The sequence below is a fragment of the Variovorax sp. W1I1 genome, assembly GCF_030815625.1.
In the GTDB taxonomy this organism is placed as follows: Bacteria; Pseudomonadota; Gammaproteobacteria; order Burkholderiales; family Burkholderiaceae_C; genus Variovorax; species Variovorax paradoxus_C.
The window spans coordinates 4,916,034-4,936,057 of the sequence record NZ_JAUSWZ010000001.1; the positions used below are offsets into that span (position 1 = coordinate 4,916,034).

Here is a 20,024-nt window from a genome sequence, read left to right on the forward strand (position 1 = left end):
GTTCATCTCCACGAGGTGGGTGCCGTGGTGATCACGACGGCATAGCGCGCGGTCTTGCGCGTGGGGTTGTGATAGCTCATCGGATGGTCGAGCGTGAGCGCAAGACAGTCGCCCGCATCGAGCCGGTGGAGGTCGTCACCCACGGTGACTTCGATGCGCCCTTCGAGCACCCACACCTGCTGGTGGATGCGCGGCTCGCGCGCGCCGGTTTCGTAGGCCACACGGGCCTTGGGCGGAAAGTTGACCTCGACGATCTGTATCGGCGAGATGGCGCCACCGGGCGAGACATTGCGGCGCACATAGCCGGAGTGCGGGTCGCGCCATTGCAGCTGGTCGGCCAGCCGCGACACGGGACTGGCGACCGGCTCCGCATCGTCGAACAGCGAGGCGAGCGGAACGCCGAGGCCGGTGGCGAGCTTTTCGAGCAGCACTGCGGTCGGGCTGCTCTCTCCGCGCTCGATCAGAGAGATCATCGAACGGCTGACGCCGCAGTGCGTGGCCAGTGCATCGAGCGACAGGCCGCGGGAGGCGCGAAGGTCGCGCACGCGCTGGGCGATGCGGTCGTTGAGGGTGGTGGCAGTGGCGGCCAGGGGTGGCGTTGATTCCGTCATATTGGATGAAATATCCATCAAATAAGAAATGCAGTCAACCCGTCATTTGCTCGGCGAAGCTGCCATTCTTCGAACGAATATTCGTCAAAGAGATTGAGATCATTCAACAACTCACCAGCACGGATTCGACATGAGCGCCAACAACCCCGACCCTCTGCCCTCCTCGTTCATCGATTTCGCCGATGGCCTGACCCCGCCTTCGGCCTTGCGTGCGCAGATCACCGCCGCTTACCGGCGCCCCGAACCCGAGGCATTGCCGCCCCTGCTCGAACAAGCCCGCCTGCCGGCCGGCCAGGCCGAAGAAGCACACGCCCTCGCCCATCGCATCGCCGAGCAGTTGCGCAACCGCAAGAACGCAGCGGGCCGCGCCGGCCTCGTGCAGGGCCTGCTGCAGGAATACGCGCTCTCCTCGCAAGAAGGCGTCGCACTGATGTGCTTGGCCGAAGCGCTGCTGCGCATTCCCGATTCCGAAACGCGCAACGCCCTGATCCGCGACAAGATCGCGCACGGCCAGTGGCAATCGCATGCGGGGCGCAGCCCCTCGGTGTTCGTCAACGCCGCGACCTGGGGCCTCTTGCTCACCGGCAAGCTCGTGGCCACGCACAGCGAGACGGGCCTTTCGACGGTGCTCACGCGCCTCATCGGCAAGGGCGGCGAGCCGCTGATCCGCAAGGGCGTGGACATGGCGATGCGCATGATGGGCGAGCAGTTCGTCACCGGCGAAACCATTTCGCAGGCGCTGGACAACGCGCGCGAACTGGAGGCCGAGGGCTTCCGCTATTCGTACGACATGCTCGGCGAAGCGGCGCTCACCACGGAAGATGCGAAGCGCTACCGCATCGCGTACGAAGACGCGATCCATGCGATCGGCAAGGCCTCGAACCACCGCGGCGTGTATGCGGGGCCGGGCATCTCCATCAAGCTCTCGGCGCTGCATCCGCGCTACAGCCGCGCACAGCACGCGCGTGTGATGGACGAGCTGTACCCGGTGCTGCGCGCGCTCACGCTGCTCGCGCAGCAGTACGACATCGGCATCAACATCGACGCGGAAGAAGCCGACCGCCTCGAACTCTCGCTCGAGCTGCTGGAGCGCCTGTGCTTCGAGCCGGCGCTCGCGGGCTGGAACGGCATCGGGTTCGTGATCCAGGGGTATCAGAAGCGCTGCCCGTTCGTGATCGATTTCGTGATCGACCTTGCGCGCCGCAGCCGTCATCGCCTCATGGTGCGGCTCGTGAAAGGCGCGTACTGGGACAGCGAGATCAAGCGCGCGCAGATCGAAGGGCTCGAGGGCTACCCCGTCTACACGCGCAAGGCCTACACCGACGTGTCGTACCTCGCCTGCGCACGCAAGCTGCTCGATGCGCCCGAGGCGATCTACCCGCAGTTCGCCACGCACAACGCCCACACGCTCGCCGCGATCTACACGATGGCGGACCCGTCGCGCTACCAGCCGGGGCAGTACGAATTCCAGTGCCTGCATGGCATGGGCGAGCCGCTGTACGAGCAGGTGGTCGGCCCGCTCGGTCGGCCGTGCCGCATCTACGCGCCGGTGGGCACGCACGAGACGCTGCTCGCGTACCTGGTGCGCCGACTGCTGGAGAACGGCGCGAACACCTCGTTCGTCAACCGCATCGCGGACCCGACGATTCCGCTCGAAGCGCTGGTCGAAGACCCTGTCGCTACTGTCGAGCACATGGCGGCGAAGGAAGGCGCGGTCGGCCTGCCGCACCCGGCCATTCCCTTGCCCGCGGCGCTCTACGGCGAGCAACGCATCAACTCGCAAGGCATCGACCTCGCGAACGACAACAGCCTGCGCCTGCTGGGCGAAACGCTCCGCGCCACGGTCGCCGAACCATGGCGCGCGGAACCGCTGCTCGCGGAGGACCGCGAAGCCTCCACCAGTTGGGCCGATGTGCTGAACCCCGCGGACCATCGCGATGTCGTCGGGCAGGTGCGCGAAGCCACACTGGCCGATGTCGAATCGGCCGTGACGCAAGCCAAAGGCATCGCAACGACATGGGCTGCGACACCGCCCGTGGAACGCGCCGCCTTGCTCGACCGCGCGGCCGATCTGCTCGAAGCACAACAGCCCCGCCTGCTCGGCCTGCTCGCCCGCGAGGCCGGAAAGACGTATGCCAACGCCATCGCCGAAGTGCGCGAGGCGGTCGACTTCCTGCGCTACTACGCCGCACAGGCACGCACCGATTTCTCCAACGACACGCACCGCGCGCTCGGCCCGATGGTGTGCATCAGCCCGTGGAATTTTCCGCTCGCGATCTTCACTGGCCAAGTGGCGGCCGCGCTCGCGGCCGGCAACCCGGTGCTGGCCAAGCCCGCGGAGCAAACACCGCTGGTCGCCGCCGAGGCGATCCGCGTGCTGTGGCAGGCGGGTGTTCCGCACGCGGCCGCTCAACTGCTGCCGGGCCGCGGCGAGACCGTGGGCGCCGCGCTGGTCGCCGATGCGCGCGTGCAAGGCGTGATGTTCACCGGCTCGACCGAGGTCGCACGCATCCTGCAGAAGACGCTGTCGACAAGGCTCGGCGCGAACGGCGCGCCCGTGCCGCTCATCGCCGAGACCGGCGGCCAGAACGCAATGATCGTGGACTCGTCCGCGCTGATCGAACAGGTCGTCACCGACGTGATGGCCTCGGCTTTCGACAGCGCCGGCCAGCGCTGTTCGGCGCTGCGCGTGCTGTGCGTGCAAGAGGAAGCAGCCGGCCGCCTGATCGAGATGCTCAAGGGCGCGATGGCCGAAAGCTGCATCGGCAACCCCGCGCGGCTGGCCGTCGACGTGGGCCCGGTGATCGACGCCGAAGCGCGCGACAACATCGAGCGCCACATCGCCACCATGCGCAGCCGCGGCCGCCGCGTCTACCGGCAAGGCCGCGAGTACGCGCACGACACGCGCCAGGGCACCTACGTGATGCCGACGCTCATCGAACTCGACAACATCGCGGAGCTGCAACGCGAAGTGTTCGGACCGGTGCTTCATCTGGTGCGCTATCGCCGCCGCGACCTGGGCGCGCTGGTCGGGCAGATCAACGGCACGGGCTACGGGCTCACGCTGGGCGTGCACACGCGCATCGACGAAACCATTGCGCAGATCGTGGAGCACGCGAAGGCGGGCAACGTTTATGTGAACCGGAACATCGTCGGCGCGGTCGTGGGCGTGCAGCCGTTCGGCGGCGAAGGCCTGTCGGGCACGGGGCCGAAGGCGGGCGGGCCTCTCTACATGTACCGCATGCTGTCGAAGCGGCCGGACGATGTGCTGGTGCGTGCGATGGCGGATGCGGACCCGGGCAATGCATCCCCGACGCAGACTGGCGCAACACATTCCGCCTTGTCGGCACTGGCTCACTGGGCCAATGAAACGAACCGCAGTGCATTGGCAACGCAATGCCAACGCTTCGGCGAACTCTCGCGCTCCGGCAGTTCGCGCACGCTGGCCGGCCCGACGGGCGAGCGCAACATCTACACGCTGCAGCCGCGCGAAGCCGTGCTGTGCCTGGCCGATGCGGAAGCCGACCGGCTCGTGCAACTGGCAGCCGTGCTCTCGGTAGGCAGCACCGCCATCTGGCCTGCGGATGCGGGCGCGCAAAGTCTGCGCGCATCGCTGCCGGCCGAGGTACAGCAGTCGGTGGCCGTTGCGAGCGACTGGACTTCGGAGACCGTGGTCTTCGACGCCGTTCTTCATCACGGCGATGCGACGGGTCTCATGGGCGTCGTGCATCGCATCGCATCACGGTCGGGGCCGATCGTCGGCGTGCGCGCGTTCGCTCCGGGGGACACGGGCATACCGCTTGAAAGCCTTGTGGTCGAACGTGCGTTGAGCGTGAATACAGCGGCGGCTGGTGGCAATGCGAGCTTGATGACGATCGGGTGAGAAGGCGGGGTCATTCAGGGCGGGTGCACAGGCCGCCGGGTACTCCCCTCCGCGAATGTCCCCCGGCTTCGCCTCCTCCTTGATTTCGCTGCGGGGAGCACCCGACGCCCTGCGCACATGGGCACGCTGCTGGTGTGCGGCTGATCAACTACTGCTCTGAAAACGAGCACGCCGATGGGGTGCCTTGCGCAGCGAAATCAAGGAGGAGGGGCGAAGCCCCGGGGGACATTCGCGGAGCAAGGCACCCCGTCGGCGTGATCGCCGCCCCAACGCAACGGCCCTTACTTGTCGAACGCCGGATCAATAGGCACGCGATACCCGTTGACCAGCCGGTTCGTCTCGTTCGCCATACCGACCACGCCCATCAGTTCCCCGAACATCTCGGGTGTCATCCCCGCTTTCTCCGCGCCCGCGTGATGGCTCGCGATGCAGTAGCCGCAGCCGTTGCTGACGCTCACCGCGAGGTAGATCATTTCCTTGACCACCGGGTCGAGCGCGCCGGGCGCCATCACTTCCTTGAGGCTCGACCAGGTGCGCTTGAGCGTCACGGGGTCGTTCGCCAGGTACTTCCAGAAGTTGTTGACATCGGGCACGTTGCGCGATGTCTTGATGTCGTCGAACACGGCCTTCACTTCGGCCGAAGCGTCTTCGTAGTTGATCGGTTGGGGTTTCATCGGGTCTCCTAGGTCAGCGGTGTGCCGCGCACAAGGATAGTCCGCCCCTCATGCCAGGCGAGGCCCGTGGTCTCTAACGGCCGGCGGCATCAGCGGCGGCCGATGCCTCAACGCGAGCGCATCGTCCGCATAGAGGATCGCGAACGCCCTGCGCTTCTCGTCGAAGTTCACGCCGCTCGCGCCCGCATGGTGCAGCGAGCGGTAGTTGAAGGCCACCACATCGCCCGCGTCGACCTCGTAGCCCACGATGTCGAAGGCGCGGCGGTTGGCCTCGATGTCGCGCACCTCGATGCGGCCGGCCCAGCCGCGCTCCGCCTTCCAGAGGTGCGATCCGCGCACGACCTCGATGCCGGTTTCGCGCGGCACGTGGTCCACCGGCATCCACACGCGCACGATGCGGTGGCTGTCGGCGAGGCCGTACGAGGTGTCCTGGTGCCAGGGGGTGCCGGCCGCCATCGGGTCGCTGTCGAAGAGCTGGTCGTAGATCCAGCGCAGGCGCCGTGTCACGGTGAGCTGCCGCGCGACCTCGCCGGCGCCGGACTCGAACATCACCTGCTCGTGCTCGACGCCGTCCTGCGCGCGTCGCACCCACTCGGGCGAGATGATCTGGCGCAGGCACACCACGCCGTCCCGGAGGAACCGCAGGCGCTCGTCCAGGCGGACATCGCGAAGCAAGGGGTTGATGCTGTTGTTCATGGCAGGTTGCTTCTCAGCCTCTCAAGCGGCCTGCAGCCTCGGCGCCCGCATGAACACGAACAGCCAGCCGATCATCAGCGCGGCCATGCAGGCAAAGCCCAGCGTCATCGCGTGGATGGTCTGGATGTACGAGACCGGTGCTTTGGCCGCAAGCATCGCGATGCCGAACACCACCGCCCCCACGACCGAGCAGAACAACAGCGCGCCCGGCCGCGCCGCGGCGCGAAAGCCCGTGCGCAAACACATGGTGAGACCGAAGATGGCGGGCGCGTAGTAGAAGGGCGAGAAATCCATGTGGCGGTAGTTCTCGCCGAAGGCCAGCACCACGAGGTGCGGCCCGAGCAGGCCCAGCACCACGCCGGCGAGTTCGGCGATGAGGAACCCCATCAGCACGAACATCACGAAGAGCCGATGCACGCTCCTGCGGTCTTCGGCATGCCAGCGGGCCGCCAGTTGCGGCAGCAGGTAGTAGCCGAGCGCCGCGAGCACGTACTGCATCGGCAGCAAGAAGGTGATGTAGATCTTGAGCAGGCCGCCCTGCTCCGAATCGGCCGATGAACCCAGCAGCAGGATGGCCCCGCCCGTCATGATCCAGCTCATGAACTGCGAGAGGCTGGCCTTCCAGCCGTAGGCCATCGATTCCTTCACGGTGAGGCCTTGTGCATCTTTTGCAGCCGGCAATGCGGGCATGACGTTGCGCAGGTTCAGCAGCACCAGGATCAGGAAAGGCAACTGCAACGCCGAGACCAGCAGCAGCGCCTCGCCCCATGTCGCGGGCTTTTCGACACCGAGCACCGCGACATACCCCACGCATATCAGCACGCCGGTGATGCACAGCATCGCGTAGCGCCGCCCCGTGAGCAGCAGGCTGCGCGAGAGCCAGAAGATCTCGTAGCCGACGATGAGCGCCACGCCCACCCAGCGCAGTTGCCCGGGAAACACGATGAGCTGCCAGCACAGATAACCCGCCAGCGAGAACAGCGCCACGAGCCCCCAGCTCGTCCACGCCGCCGACCGGCTCACGTAGAAGCGCCGGATCAGCAAGGGCTCGTGCACCATCGCCGTGTGCAGGATGTACTGGAAGCTCACGACCGCCAGGAACGCGGAAGCGATGCCGAAATCCGACGGCGACAGCACGCGCGCAAGCGCGAAGCTCAAGAGCAGTTGGCTCGCGCTGTAGATGCACTGGTCGGCAATCGCGAAGACCGGGCCGCCGAGACGTTTCCTGATACCTGAAAGACGCGCCATCGCGTCTAGTCCGAGATCGACAGCAGCACGGGATAGGCCGAGGCCTTCGCGGAGAACCCGCCGCCCGCGCGGGGCCCGCAACTGCCGCGGCGCATCTCTGGGAAGAAGTCGACGCGCGTGCACTTCTTGCCTTCGGCGACGGGGACGGTCACGTCTTTTTCGGAGCCGGGTGTCCACAGCACGTGCAGCAGCGCGTCGCTGCGCTTGAGCACCAACTGGTTCACGCCCTTCGCGTCGTCGTACGAGACTTTCTTCGAGTGCTTGGCGATCTTGAGGAACTCGGTGAGCGCGGAGAACGCCTCTTTCTTCTCGCCCGCGTTCGACATGATCCCGAAGTTGTCTTCCTTCGAGAACGACGAGCGACCGCGGTCGCGCCAGGCGTAGAGATTCAGCAGCTTGATGCCGGCGGCCGCGTTGATGAGGTACTCGCGAAACACCAGCGAGGCCTGCGTGCTCTGGCTGCGCACCGGCAGGTACGAGGCATAACCCCATTCGGAAATGGCGATGCCGGTCTTCTGCAGTTGCCGCTGGTCGAGCTGCGCGCGCAGCTTCTCGTAATCACCGAAGGCGGTCTCGGGCACCGGTCGGTACGGGTGGATCGAAATGTCGGTCAGGCAATCGGACTTCGCGGCCGCGACGAAGGCGTTCTCCAGCTGCGCCGGCACCTTGCCGCCCACGAAGGGCAGGTTCGCGAAACCGAAGCCGACGACGATGTTCGGCTGCACCTTCTGTTTGGCCATGTTGGCGCAGAGCTCCGACGATGCGGCTTCGAAATCCGACAGCATCGCGGGGTTCAAAAAGGTCTTGTGGTCGGGCTCGTTCCACACTTCCCACACCGCCACGTCGTCGGTGTGCGCCTTCATGAAGCCGACTGCGAAGTCCGAGAACAGGCTTTCCTTGCGGGCGCCCGCGCGCAGCTCTTCGGGCTTCGCGCCCCAGATCGCGTTGCCGCCGAACAGCGTCACGATCGCGTCGAGCTTGGCGTTGCGCACGCGCTTGATGAGGCGCGAGTAGTCGATGAGGTTGGGGTTCACGCTCTTGAGCGGCGGGCGCACGCCGAAGCGCACGAACTCGAAGCCGGCCGCGCGGATTTCATTGAGGTCGGCATCGGTGATGGTGGCGGGGTCGATCTGCACGCTCAGCGCGACCGGGTAGTCCGTGTCGATGCCGCTCACGCCCCGGGCTTGCGCGGGCGTGCCAGCGAACATCCACACGCTCAGCAACGCAAGGGCCTGCAGGAAACGTCGGGCGCGGCCGGAAAAAATCTTCATCGGAGAACCGACTCCTTGTACAGGTTGACGATGGCCGTGTTCATGCGATGCGAGGTGAACTTCTCTTCGAAGATCCGCCGCCCGGCCTGCCCCATCTGCTGCAGGGCCGCGTCGGAGAGGCCGTCGATGTCGCGCAGCGCCTGGTCCATCTGGTCGAGGGAAAAGAGCCGGCCGCTTCGGTCGTGCTCCACGATGTCGACAAGGCCGCCGACGGCCGAGGCGAACACGGGCTTGCCGCGCGCCATCGCTTCCACCGCGACGAGGCCGAAGCCTTCCCACCGCGACGGGACGATGGTGGCGTCGCAATCGCGGTAGACGGCATCGAGCGCGTCTTTCTCGAGCCAGCCCTTGAACTCCACGTGCTCGGGCTGCGCGAGCTGCAGGTCCTTGCGCACGGAGTCGCCGACCACGATGAGCTTGAAGTTCGGCCGCACCCTTGCGTAGGCATCGAGCAGGGCGTCGATGCCTTTCTGCTTGTCGAGCCGGCCGACAAAAAGCACCTTGCGCGGCCCGACGGGCTCAGTGCTGGTGGTTGTGCTCGTGCTGGTACTGATGCCGCTCGCCGGCACGCCCTGCTGCACCATCGACTGCTCGATGCGGTCGATGCCGTTCGGAATGCACCGGCAGCGCAGGATGCCGAACTTCTCGGCGATGCGGATCTCGTGTTTGCTGATGCAGATGATCGCGTCGCTGCGCCAAGAGAGCAGCCGCTCGATCCAGCGGTAGGCGATGTTCTTGTACGCCGGGCCGGTCTGGTCGAAGGCCCAGCCGTGCGAGCAGTAGACGATCTTCACGCCGCGCGGCACCTGCCCGGCGAGCGCCATGGCGCGCACGACGCCGCCGGCAATCGAGCTGTGCAGATGAAGAATCGCCGGGCGCTCCGCCGCGATGATCTCGCGCACGCTCTTCGCGTACCCGAGCAGCGCCGAGGCCTTGCGCGCGGTCGGCACGACATGCGTGTTCTCCGCGCCCAGCCAGTCGACCTGCCCCGGCAGCACGAACTTCACCTGGCTGATGTCGGGCGACGTGGTCTGGTGGCGCGCGACGATGCGCAGGTACGTCTCCAGCCCGCCCTTGAGCGTCTCGGCAACGTGCAGTACTTTCATGGTGCGAGGTGCTCCGAGGTCGGTCAGATCAGCGCGTGCGTGCCGGCGATGACTTCGCCCTGCAGCACGTCGAGCCGTTCGCGGTCGGCGTTCTTCTCGCGCAGCAGCTGCAGCACCGAGGCCTTGAGCTGGTCCGGGCGCGGCGACAGGTCGAACAGGTACTGCGTGCGGCCGGTGAGGCGGAAGAACGATTCGACCTTCTTGTCCCAGTTCATCCCCACCGAGGGAATGTTCAGGCTGTAGGCCACGATGTTCGCGTGCAGCCGGTGCGCCGCGATGCACGAGCACGCGCTGATGAGCGCGACGAGATCGTCGGGGCGCTTGGGCACGAGAAAAGTGGTGTCCGCCGCGTTCGCGCCCGCACTGGCCGGGCGCGCTGAAATCTCGGCCATCACGCGGTTGTCTTCGGCCGCGCCGTTGGTGAAGTAGAGAACGCGCGCGCCTTCCTGCTGCAGCGCCTCGGCGAGGTTGGCGAAGAAATCGGCCGAGCCGATGGCGTTCGATTCGCCGTACTCCGAGTTCATGACCAGCGCATCGAGGCTGCTCACGCAGATGCCCACGTCCCATTTCTTGTCGGGCGAAAGCTCGCTGGAGAACGCGCTCTCGCAGACCAGCGCCGGGTCGGGCACCACGCGGATGTCGGGCCGGGGAATGCGAAAGATGTCGTGCAGGTTCTTCGCCGACTCCGCATCGCGCGTCGCGAAGAACACAGGCGCAGCGTTCTTGAAGAACTTGCCCACGAGCACCTTGCCCCAGTACGACCACTTGGCCGTGACGCCGACCGACACCACCGCCACCCGCTTGCCGCGCAGCAGCCGGCTCAAGAGGAAGAGCTTGGCCGGGAAGTTGAGCGCCACGTCGCAAAAGAGCTGGCCGCCGCCGACGATGACGAGGTCGGCGTCGCTCACGGCCGCCTTCCAGTGCGGGCGCCAGCGCTGGAAGTAGTTCTTGAGGCAATACGCGAACACGATGGCCGAGCGCAACAGCGCCGGCAATTTCTGGAAAACGCCGAATGCGCCGCCGCCGCGCAGGTTTTGCTCGTCGAATCCGTGGCGCCCGGCGATATCGAGGAATTCGACTTTGGCGTCCGGGTATTTGAGGCCGGCAATGTGCGCCAGCGACGCGGCAATGACGCCGTCGCCGAGGTTGTCGCTGAATGGCACGGCGCAAATCAGGATTTTTTTCATCTGAGGAATGGTTTTCTCTCGGCGACCTTGATGGCAATGAGATAAAGCAGCACCGAGGTCAAATGGCGGGTAAAGCTTCCGAGATCGGGTTCGAATATCAATTGCACCAATATGTGGGCAATGAAAAGGCTGGCAAAGAATCTGGTTTCGTAGCGGTCATGCCCGCGCCGGGCTTTCTTTCGGGCCCGGTAAAGAATGACCAGCATCGCGCCGATCATCAATTGCATGAAGAAATCGCTGGCCGTCTGGAAATACAGCACCGGCGTAATCAATACCGTGCCGGCATAGGCGTAATTGACCAAAAAACCGGGGCCGGTGGCCGGCGACGCGATATTGGTAAAGGCCGTCCGGTTGTCGCTGCCGATTTGCTCCGCATAGGCGTTGGATGTATCTCTTGGCGATTGCAATGTCTGCAATACGCTGGATGGCGCCGCCATGATTGCGCCGGCCGCCACAATGGCCGCCAGCACGTGGTATTTAAGCGGCCGCCGCCAGAGCCAATAAACCAAAAAGAACACGCCGACAATCAGCAAATAATATTGACGGACGAATACGCCATAGACCGCGTACAGGAACAGAAAGGAAATGAAGGTGTATTTCTTCGAAGTGCGGAAATAGATCGCCGACACGGTGATGAACATCGTCATGATGAGCACCACCGTTTCTTTCGACGGCGCAAACATGTTGAGCATGATGCACGGCGCAATCAGGAGCAATCGCGTAAAGAAATCACCGGCCCGGCGAATATCGTGGGTCGCGAACAGCAGGAACAGCGCGCTCACGCCGCAGGTAAAGACATCCAGGTTGTCCACGCCGATGAGTCCGAACAATGCCGCGGTGACGGCGAACGAATTGTCCAGGTCGCCGCCCGCGCCGCCGTAATTCAGGATCTCGATGATCTTTGCCGAATCGACGCTCCATTTATCGGGAAGCGAATCCCGAAAGTAGACGTAGATGACCGTGTAGATGAACACGATCGAAATCCCGGCAATCGAATACGGGTTGACGCGCCCCGAATTCTTTTTTGTTCTTTTTGTCGTCGTGGCTGGATATCCCTGCTGGATGGCGTGGCTCACCGCGACCCGTGCCCGACTGCGACCACCCATATCGTCCGGAGGAAGATATCGACGTCTTTCGTGACGGAAAGCGTCTCGACATACCTCACGTCCAATGCGACGCGTGCGTTATACGTGAGCTGATTGCGGCCACTCACTTGCCAAAGGCCCGTGATGCCCGGGCGCACGGCGCAGTAGTGCACCCAGTCGTGGCCGTACAGCGCCTTCTGGTCGAGCATGCAGGGGCGCGGGCCGATGAGGCTCATCTCCCCGATGAGCACGTTCCAGAATTGCGGCAATTCATCGAGGCTGGTCTTGCGGATGAATTTGCCGAAAGGCGTGATCCGCGGATCGTTTTCCAGCTTCTGGTATTCGTCCCATTGCCGGCGCGCTTCCGGATTGTTTTTCAGGTGCTCTTCGAGCACCTGCGCCGAATTGGCGGTCATCGAGCGGAATTTCCAGAAGCGGAATACCCGTCCGTCTTTTCCGTAGCGCGGCTGCGAATAGAAGACGGGCGCACCGGAGCTGATCATGACGCAAAGTCCGATCAATACGAACACCCAGCCGAATGCGAGGAAAAAGAAAAGCGCGGCGGTAATGTCCACCGATCTTTTTCCAATTCGAAGCAGGACCGGATGATTCACCCGGTTTTGCCCGATGTCATAGGGCGATTGGCTGTGCGAATGTTCCGAATTGTCCCAACCTTGCGGGACCATCGATTCTTCGGGTCGGAGGTTTCTCATGGTTTTCTCCATCCAGAGGTGAAACGCGAAAGAATTTCTTTAGCAAGGTATTTCATTGGCGACGCACCTTTCCACATGCGGGCAAAAACGCCCGCATCTCTTCGGTTATGGCCCTTGATTTTTTTGGCCGACAGGACCCGCGCAAATGCCCCGTAGCTTCTGCAGTGCAAAAACTATTGCGCGGTCAACGGACTCGATAGAAGTAGTAAAAATGAATTGCTGCTCATTGGTACTACATAAGTTTTGACTGAATACAAATTGAGTATGAACTCAATGCGGCTGTCTGAATGTCAAGCGCATCGAGATGAATTTAACTCCAATTTTTCACGGTCTAGGTGGAATCCCTGTTGGCTTTGTATGTGTATTGTAAATGCTTGTAAGCGCCATACTTATAGCCCCCACTGCCCGCATGGCGGCGCGATAGGTCAATAGCATTCAGAATTACGCCATTTACCGATCGACCGGCGTGCGCGAGGCGCCGGACGCTTTCATTCAATTCGCCGAGCTGGGTTTTTTCGGCCCGCGCAACCAGAAGGAAGGTGCTTGCCAGCGGCGCCACCGAGGCGGTATCCGCTGCCACCAGCACGGGCGCCGTGTCGATGATTACCAGGTCATAAGCGGGCGAGAGCCTGTCCAGCACCTGCACGAAGGATTCGCTCATCAGCAATTCGGCCGGATTGGGCGGCAGCACGCCGGTGGTGATGATGTCCAGGTTCGGCAGCACCGACGGGCGCACCGCCTTTTCGAAACTGAGGGTTCCTGCGATCAATTCCGACAATCCCGAAGAACGGGGAATCGACAGGAATTGATTGACCCGGCCTTTTCGCAAATCCGCGTCAATCAAAAGAACTCTTTTTCCGGCAGCGGCGGAAATGGCGGCGAAATTGACCGAAATAAACGTTTTGCCTACTCCGGGCGTTGCACCGGAAATGAGCAGGCGGTTGTTGGTCGCCTCCAGCATCGCGAACTGCAGCGCGGTGCGCAGGCTCCGCAGGCTCTCGACCGCCGGGTCTTCGGGCTGCTGGTGCGCGAGCACGTGCAGGCCGGCCGCCTTGTTCTCGATGCTCCGGTCGATCGTGCGCTGGGCCGCGCTCAGCGGAATGCTGCTGTAGACGTTGAGCCCGGTGTGGGTCTCGATCTCGCCCGGGTTGCGGATGCCGCCGAAGAAAGAACTGCGGGCCACCGCGGCCGCGACGCCCGCGGCGAGCCCGAGGATGAGCGCGAGCGCGATGACCAGCGGACGCTTGGGCCACACCGCTTCTTCGGGAACGATGGCCTCGTCGAGCAGGCGCACGTTGCCGACCTTGCCTTCCTTGGCCAGCCGCATCTGCAGCGAGCTATTGAGCAGCGACACGTACAGGTCGGTGTTGACCTTGATGTCGCGCTGCATGCGCACGGTGTTCTGCTGCAGCTCGGGCATCTTGCGGATACGCGCATCGATGCTGGCGAGCGCCGCCTTCCATGCGACGACCTGGGTGTCGAGCGTCTGCACCGCGGGGTGCTCGTCGGTGAAGCGCGCGGCGAGCTCGCGCCGTTTCTGCTCGGCTTCGAGCAGCTTGGATTGCAGGTCGACGGTTTGCGTGAGCGCGTTCTTGGCTTCGTCGTCCAGGCTCACCGTGCCGTTCTGGTTGCGGTAGCGGTTGTAGATGTCTTCGGACTGCTCCAGCTGCTTCTTGAACTGCGGCAGCGCGGTGTCGAGGAAGCCCAGCGTCTTCTCGGCTTCGGCCGCCTTGCGCTCCATGTTCTGGCGCACGTAGAGCGTGCCGATCTCGTTGAGAAGCTGCGTGAGCTTTTCGGGGTCGGCGCTCTTCCAGCTCACATCGAGCACGCCCGACTGCTTGCCCTTTTCGACGACCTTCAGCGCATCCTGCAGCGCGAGCAGCGTCTTCTGCGTGGACGAGCGCACGAGCTGGAACTGCGCGCCCGGCTTGCCTTCGATGCTGGTGACCATCAGGCTCATGCTGCCGTTCACGACGTTCGGCACGTTCGCCGAGAGCAGCGTGCCGACGGTGCCTTTCATCGGCGTGTCGATGTCGGGGTTGCTCAGCTCGTACTGGCCGTTGGTGCCGACGGTCAGCGTGAAGGGCTTGTCTTCGAAATCGGGCGGCACGTCGAAGCGCGGCACGAGGATCTTCTCGGTGCCGGTGACGTAGCCCGCGAGCCCCATGAAGCCCGGCTCCGAGAGATCGGTGGCGCGGCGCGCGAGGTAGCTGCCCACGAAGGGCGCATAGCGCGGCCGCGCGCTGATGTAGAGCTTGGTGTTCTCCACCGCCTTGCCGAGGATGGCGCGCGAACGCAGGATTTCGATCTCGCCCGCGGCCGGCGTCTTCACGCTCAGGAGCGACGAGGCCGCATCGCCGAGGAAGCTGCCGGCGGAGTTGCCCGAGTCTTCCACCTGCACCGCGAGGTTGGCTTCGTAGACGGGCTTGCCCAGCAGCGCGTAGGCCGTGCCGAGGAACAGGAAAACGGCCACCACGGCTGCGACGAGCCAGCGGTTGTCGACCAGGATGTCCCAGTACTCCGCGGGATTGATGCCTTCGCTTTCGTCGTCGGGCGCTTGCATCGGCGGGGCGGCTTGCGGGGATGCATTCATGTGAGTTGATGCTCGGGTTTTGTGATCTTCAGGACGCGCTCGATCCACGAGCGGGCGCCGGCCTCGATGAGCGCCAGCGCATCGGTGAATGCGGCTTCGCCTTGGCGGTAGGGATCGGGCACGTCTTGCGCCAGCGTGTCGGCGATGCGGAACACCTTGCCGCGCACGAAGGGGTAGGTCGACTCGAGGTGGCGGCGCTGCGCAAGGTCCATCACCAGAATCAGGTCGGCCTGGCGGCACAGGAGTTGGCTCACCTGCTGCGCGACGTGGCCCGAGATGTCGATGCCGCGTGCCTGCATGAGTTTTTGCGCGGTGGCGTCGGCCGGCTGGCCGATGAGCGCGCCGGTTCCCGCGGACACCACGCGCAGGTGCGGCAGGCCCGCCGCGAGCAGGCCTTCCGCCATCGGGCTTCGGCAGATGTTGCCGATGCAGACAGTGAGCACGGATTTCATCGGTGGTTCATGTAGACGCGGTCGCCGATGTCCAGCACCTGGGCGGCCGGCAGGATCAGGCTGGCCACGCGGTTCCAGCTCACGAGCGGCACCGAGTCGATGTAGACGACGTCTCGCGGCTGCAGCGGAAAGCGATCGGCCAGCGCGAGCGCGGCGGGGTTCTTCGCATTCAGGTGGAACACGGCCGGCGTGCCCTTGGCGGTGTTGCGCACCACGTAGATCTGCCCCGTGTTCGCGGTGCCCAGGCTCGCGCTGCCGGCTTCGCCGAGCGCTTCGTTCAGGCTCAGGCGCCCGTTGTGCATGAGCAGCGCCGAGGGACGCAGCACCTCGCCCATCACCACCACCTTGTTCTCGTCGCGGTTGCGCACCAGCACCACGTCGCCGTTCTGCAGCGGAATGCTGCCGGCGCCGCTGCCCAGGTCCTGCAGGCGCGTGAGGTCGATGAGCGTGGTGCGGTCGCCTCGCGTGAGCGTGACGAACGAGCGGTCGCCGTTGGGCGTGATGCCGCCGGCGCGGTTGAGCGCTTCGGCCAGCGTCATCGGCACGTCGGTGAAGATCTGCAGCCCCGGTGAGCGCACCTCGCCTTCGACAAAAGCGCGGCGGCTGCGGAACGACTGGATGCGCACCGTGACCTGCGGCTCCTTGATGTAGCGCGCGATGCGCTTGGTGATGAGGTCGGAGGCCTCGATTTCGGTGAGGCCCTGCATCTTCACGCGGCCGATGTACGGAAAGCTGATCTCCCCGTTCGCGCCGACGATGAAGCCCGGCGCCACGCTGATGCCGGTCGGATCGACCTGCTGGGAGATCACGGCGCCCGCGTTCGGGAGCAGCTCGGGGTGGTCGTAGACGATGACGCCCACAACATCGCCCGGCCCGATGGTGTACGGGGCGGCCTCGCCGAACAGCGCCTTCACGTCGGCCGGCACCGCGGTCGGTTGCGCATCGGCCATCGCGCGGATGAGCGATGGCGAAATCGGCGTGAGCGCGCCTTCGGGCGAGCCGTCCGCGGACAGGGCGGGCGCCGGACCGAGGTCGGGCTCGGAAGCCGCCATCCTGCCAAAGCCCGGCGCACAGCCCTGGAGCAACATCGCGCCGGCCAGGGCAGCGCTCCACCCCATCAGGTACACGTAGCGTGTCAAATTGATCTCCATTGCAAATCTGATTTCTTCTTCAACTGCGGCCTATGCAAAGGTCGAGCCCGGTTGAAACGGGTCGGCCCTTTGATCGCGGCGCACCACAAAGCGCAGCCCGGGATTTACCGGTGCGCAGGTCGAAAAATGAATTGTCGCTGCGCCCGAAGATGCATTTTTTCGTCGCACAGGCGAAAAAATCGTGTCTATTCGTGGTGCAACCCTGTGCTATGCATGGTTATCTGTCATCGCACTCTCTGGAACGATGTTTTCATTGGGAAAACCGCCTTTGGAACAACATTCCGGAATGCCATTTTTGGCATTGAAATGGCGACTTATTAATTACCCCGCTGCACAGGGAGATCGTGGCGCCTGTGCCACGAAATGGATTTTTTGAGGGTTTTTGATATTGCGCGCCTATTTGTAAGATTTTGTGTTTTCGTGCAGTGCAGGAGAACTTCCCGAATGAAGAACCCCTACCACAACCTTCAAACGGGCATGCAGCAGCACCCGAAAGGGGCGCTGCACCAATGATCCATGCCCCGATTTGAATGGTTGTAGGTTTTTCGATTTACCTGAAATTCTTCTCGCCGCAGCCGGTGATGGCACCAAGATCGTGCAACCATTGCTCACAAAGCTAAATGAATAATTTCACATTCATTTTGAGCTAAAACTTTTGCATTGTTTTTCAATTTCGGTCATCCATATGCCATAGATTCTTCGCTTTTCGGTCATGCAAATCCGCTTTAATCATTCAACGGCAGGGCGAATGAGAAAAAAGAATTCAGATCGAATATGGGTATACGAATTCCACGATAAGAGTTATCGGGAATTGGGATATGGCGCCGCGTGGGAAATCAAATGAAAAAGGCCTCCAAAAGGAGGCCTGTCGGGGATCGATGCAGGGCCCGTAGGGCCTGCTGGCGCGGAGCCTACTGCTCCTGGTCGTCGCCGGGCTGGCCCAGCTTGTCCTTGGTGGCGCGAACGCCGCGCAGCACGAGGAACAGGACGATGCCGACGAGAACGAGAAAGCCAGCGAGCGCCCAGCCGCCCATGCCGAAGGCCCACCACCAGAAAAGGCCGCTCAACGGCAGCAGCACCAAGGCCAACAGCAGTTCGATGACGATCAAGCGCATTTGTCTCTCTCCCTTCGCTCGGGCACGCGTCAGCCCCATGGATGTGTAAAAAATCGCTACGCGCGTCGGGCGAGAGGATAGCCCAAGAAAAGCCGAGGATATGCAGGTCCCCGGGCGCTGCATAGAGAGTATTTGTGCTGAACCTGTGCAGGGGCTGACCGTGTTTTTCTCCTGCGCTTCCGATCGTTGTTCGCCGGCGACGCCCTGCGCGGTGCGCGCACCGAAGTGGGCATCCAACCGCGTATCGCGCGACTTCCGCCACATGACAACAGAACCGGTTGAATGCGGCGCTGCGCTCCTCGCCGAAGATCGACCCATGCACTTTTCCCTTACCCGCCGCCTCCTCCTGAACGGACTGGGCCTCGCCCCACTGGGCTGGGCCGCCGACTCCGCCGGCGCAGCGCCCGAAAGCTGGCACATGCCGGACGAAGGCGATCCTCACCGCGCCACCTGGATGTCCTTCGGACCCAGCGAAAAAATCTGGGGCCGGCGCCTGCTGAAGCCGGCGCGCGAGCAAGTGGCGCTCATCGCCCGCACCATCGCCGCCTTCGAACCCGTGCACCTGCTCGTGCGCGAGCAAGAGCACGACTTGGCTGCGCGCCTGTGCGGCGACCGCGTGCAGCTCGAGGTGCAGGCAGTCGACGACCTCTGGATGCGCGACACCGGGCCGGTGTTCGTGCGCGATGCCAAGGGCGAGTGGGCGGGCATCGACTTCAATTTCAACGGCTGGGGCGGCAAGCAGGCCCACGCGAACGACGCCGAAGTCGCCGGCTACGTGACCGGCGTGGCCAAGGTGCGGCGCTTGACCACCCGGCTCGTGCTGGAGGGTGGCGGCGTCGAGGTCGATGGCGCGGGCACGGCCATCGTCACAGAGAGCTGCGTGCTCAACGCCAACCGTAATCCGGGTCTGGACAAGGCCGCCTGCGAAGCCGAGCTCGGGCGCCTGCTAGGCGTGCGCAAGATCATCTGGCTGCCGGGCATCGCGGGCCGCGAGATCACCGATGGGCACACCGATTTCTACGCCCGCTTCGCCGCGCCCGGCGTGGTGGTGGCGGGCCTGGACGAAGACCCCGATTCCTATGACCACGCCGTGACCCGACGGCACCTGGAGATCCTGCGCCGCGCCACCGACGCGCGCGGGCAGCGGCTGCGCGTGGAGGTGCTCAAGGCGCCCGCGACGGTGCGCCCGGCCTTCGAGAACGACGAGTTCGCCGCCGGCTACATCAACTTCTATGTGTGCAACGGCGCCGTCATCGCGCCGCAGTTCGGCGATGCGGGCGCCGATTCCAACGCGCGCGGGCTGCTACGCGACCTCTTTCCCCGGCGCGAAGTCGTGCAGCTCGACATCGACGCCATTGCCGCGGGCGGCGGCGGCATCCACTGCACCACGCAGCAGCAGCCGCGCTGATTTACGCCTGCGCTTCCGTCAATTGCGCTTCCTTGCGCATCGAATTCATCTCGTAGCCGCGCCCGTAGATCGATCGCAGGATCAGCCCTCTTTCCGGTACGAGCTTCAGCTTTCTGCGCACATTGGAAATGCAGACATCGAGCGCCCGCGAACCGGGAGATCGGGGACGCCCGCGCCACAGAAAAGCAAGCCTTTCGCGGGTGACCAATGAATTCATGTTTCTAAAAAGCTCGAGCGCCAGATGAAACTCCATGGGCTTCAAAGACACGTTTTCTTCTTCGAGCCAGACCTGGCGCCGGTCGATTTCGAAGCGGTATTCATCCCATACGAAATCCTCGACGGCGGGATTGGCAGCCTGTTTGCGGTGCACCAGCATTTCGAGCCGCCATTCGAGTTCGCGATCGGTGGAGAAAGGAAGCACGACGTCCATGTTTCCATAGCTCGCCATTTCTTCCTTCAAATGGGACAGCGCGCCCAGGTATTCGGGAAGCGCGACCAGCAGCAGCGGTATGTCTGAATCGATGAGGATCGATTTCAATTGACGCTTGAATTCTTCATTGGAAATCGCCATCACGATGCATTCGAATTTCTTGCCGGCGCGCAGGTTGGCGAAGAGGTCATCTATCGAGGCGAGGGCCAGGGACGCGCATCCGAGTGAATCCAGACGACTGCGCAGCAGATTTCTTTGTGTTGCATCGCTGTCCACCAAGGCTACGAAGAATGTTTTTTCCTTGATGGCGACCTGCGATTGTCTTGATTGATCCAATGGAGTCATGAATTCGTTTTGATAAAAATAGGAAAGCTCGGCTTTATCAATAGCACCTGTCATCT

16 protein-coding genes are annotated in these 20,024 nt (G+C 63.7%); 2 read left to right on the forward strand and 14 right to left on the reverse strand.

The annotated features are described in order from the left end of the window. Positions 1-2 precede the first annotated feature (2 nt). On the reverse strand, positions 3-611 hold the full coding sequence (locus tag QFZ83_RS23050; protein ID WP_307510390.1) for a helix-turn-helix domain-containing protein: 609 nt from the start codon (positions 609-611) through the stop codon (positions 3-5). Between the two features lie 130 nt (positions 612-741). Between QFZ83_RS23050 and putA the strand changes: the two genes are divergently transcribed. After that, complete coding sequence (gene putA / locus QFZ83_RS23055) at positions 742-4,494, forward strand: trifunctional transcriptional regulator/proline dehydrogenase/L-glutamate gamma-semialdehyde dehydrogenase (RefSeq protein ID WP_307510393.1); 3,753 nt, start codon at positions 742-744, stop codon at positions 4,492-4,494. Positions 4,495-4,775: 281 nt separating this feature from the next. Here the strand turns inward: putA and QFZ83_RS23060 are convergent, their stop codons facing one another. The 12 genes from QFZ83_RS23060 to QFZ83_RS23115 all read right to left on the reverse strand — a co-directional run bounded on the left by QFZ83_RS23060 (position 4,776) and on the right by QFZ83_RS23115 (position 17,785). Next, positions 4,776-5,168: a carboxymuconolactone decarboxylase family protein gene (locus tag QFZ83_RS23060; protein WP_307510396.1), complete on the reverse strand. Its 393-nt coding sequence runs from the start codon at positions 5,166-5,168 to the stop codon at positions 4,776-4,778. 48 nt (positions 5,169-5,216) lie between these two features. Further along, positions 5,217-5,864: a phytanoyl-CoA dioxygenase family protein gene (locus QFZ83_RS23065; RefSeq protein WP_307510397.1), complete on the reverse strand. Its 648-nt coding sequence runs from the start codon at positions 5,862-5,864 to the stop codon at positions 5,217-5,219. Positions 5,865-5,885: 21 nt separating this feature from the next. Next, entirely contained in the window at positions 5,886-7,112 is a 1,227-nt protein-coding gene (locus tag QFZ83_RS23070) for a lipopolysaccharide biosynthesis protein (RefSeq protein WP_307510400.1), read from the reverse strand. A gap of 5 nt (positions 7,113-7,117) precedes the next feature. Beyond that, positions 7,118-8,383, reverse strand: a complete 1,266-nt coding sequence (locus QFZ83_RS23075; RefSeq protein ID WP_307510402.1) for a hypothetical protein — start codon at positions 8,381-8,383, stop codon at positions 7,118-7,120. After that, the gene (locus QFZ83_RS23080; protein ID WP_307510405.1) at positions 8,380-9,489 is read right to left on the reverse strand and encodes a glycosyltransferase family 4 protein; all 1,110 of its coding nucleotides are present in this window, start codon (positions 9,487-9,489) and stop codon (positions 8,380-8,382) included. Before QFZ83_RS23080 ends, QFZ83_RS23075 begins: the two co-directional genes overlap by 4 nt. 23 nt (positions 9,490-9,512) lie before the next feature. After that, the gene (locus QFZ83_RS23085) at positions 9,513-10,652 is read right to left on the reverse strand and encodes a polysaccharide pyruvyl transferase family protein (protein WP_307510407.1); all 1,140 of its coding nucleotides are present in this window, start codon (positions 10,650-10,652) and stop codon (positions 9,513-9,515) included. A 20-nt stretch (positions 10,653-10,672) separates the two neighbouring features. Next, a complete protein-coding gene (locus QFZ83_RS23090; protein ID WP_307510410.1) occupies positions 10,673-11,752 on the reverse strand; it encodes a hypothetical protein in 1,080 nt (359 codons plus the stop codon). Further along, entirely contained in the window at positions 11,749-12,474 is a 726-nt protein-coding gene (locus tag QFZ83_RS23095; protein WP_307510414.1) for a sugar transferase, read from the reverse strand. Before QFZ83_RS23095 ends, QFZ83_RS23090 begins: the two co-directional genes overlap by 4 nt. 331 nt (positions 12,475-12,805) lie before the next feature. Further along, positions 12,806-15,067, reverse strand: a complete 2,262-nt coding sequence (locus tag QFZ83_RS23100) for a polysaccharide biosynthesis tyrosine autokinase (protein WP_307510416.1) — start codon at positions 15,065-15,067, stop codon at positions 12,806-12,808. Continuing rightward, the gene (locus QFZ83_RS23105; RefSeq protein ID WP_307510419.1) at positions 15,064-15,519 is read right to left on the reverse strand and encodes a low molecular weight protein-tyrosine-phosphatase; all 456 of its coding nucleotides are present in this window, start codon (positions 15,517-15,519) and stop codon (positions 15,064-15,066) included. Before QFZ83_RS23105 ends, QFZ83_RS23100 begins: the two co-directional genes overlap by 4 nt. Beyond that, a complete protein-coding gene (locus tag QFZ83_RS23110; RefSeq protein ID WP_013539553.1) occupies positions 15,516-16,670 on the reverse strand; it encodes a polysaccharide biosynthesis/export family protein in 1,155 nt (384 codons plus the stop codon). The genes QFZ83_RS23105 and QFZ83_RS23110 overlap by 4 nt, the downstream gene beginning before the upstream one ends. Positions 16,671-17,581: 911 nt before the next feature. Continuing rightward, positions 17,582-17,785: a hypothetical protein gene (locus QFZ83_RS23115; protein WP_307510421.1), complete on the reverse strand. Its 204-nt coding sequence runs from the start codon at positions 17,783-17,785 to the stop codon at positions 17,582-17,584. A 316-nt stretch (positions 17,786-18,101) separates the two neighbouring features. On the opposite strand from QFZ83_RS23115, the gene QFZ83_RS23120 reads away from it, so the two are divergent. Then, the gene (locus QFZ83_RS23120) at positions 18,102-19,193 is read left to right on the forward strand and encodes an agmatine/peptidylarginine deiminase (protein WP_307510424.1); all 1,092 of its coding nucleotides are present in this window, start codon (positions 18,102-18,104) and stop codon (positions 19,191-19,193) included. A gap of 1 nt (position 19,194) precedes the next feature. Here QFZ83_RS23120 and QFZ83_RS23125 read toward each other — a convergent pair whose 3' ends face one another. Further along, positions 19,195-20,022, reverse strand: coding sequence for a winged helix-turn-helix domain-containing protein (locus QFZ83_RS23125; RefSeq protein WP_307510427.1), 828 nt, complete (start codon positions 20,020-20,022; stop codon positions 19,195-19,197). Between the last annotated feature and the right edge of the window lie 2 nt (positions 20,023-20,024).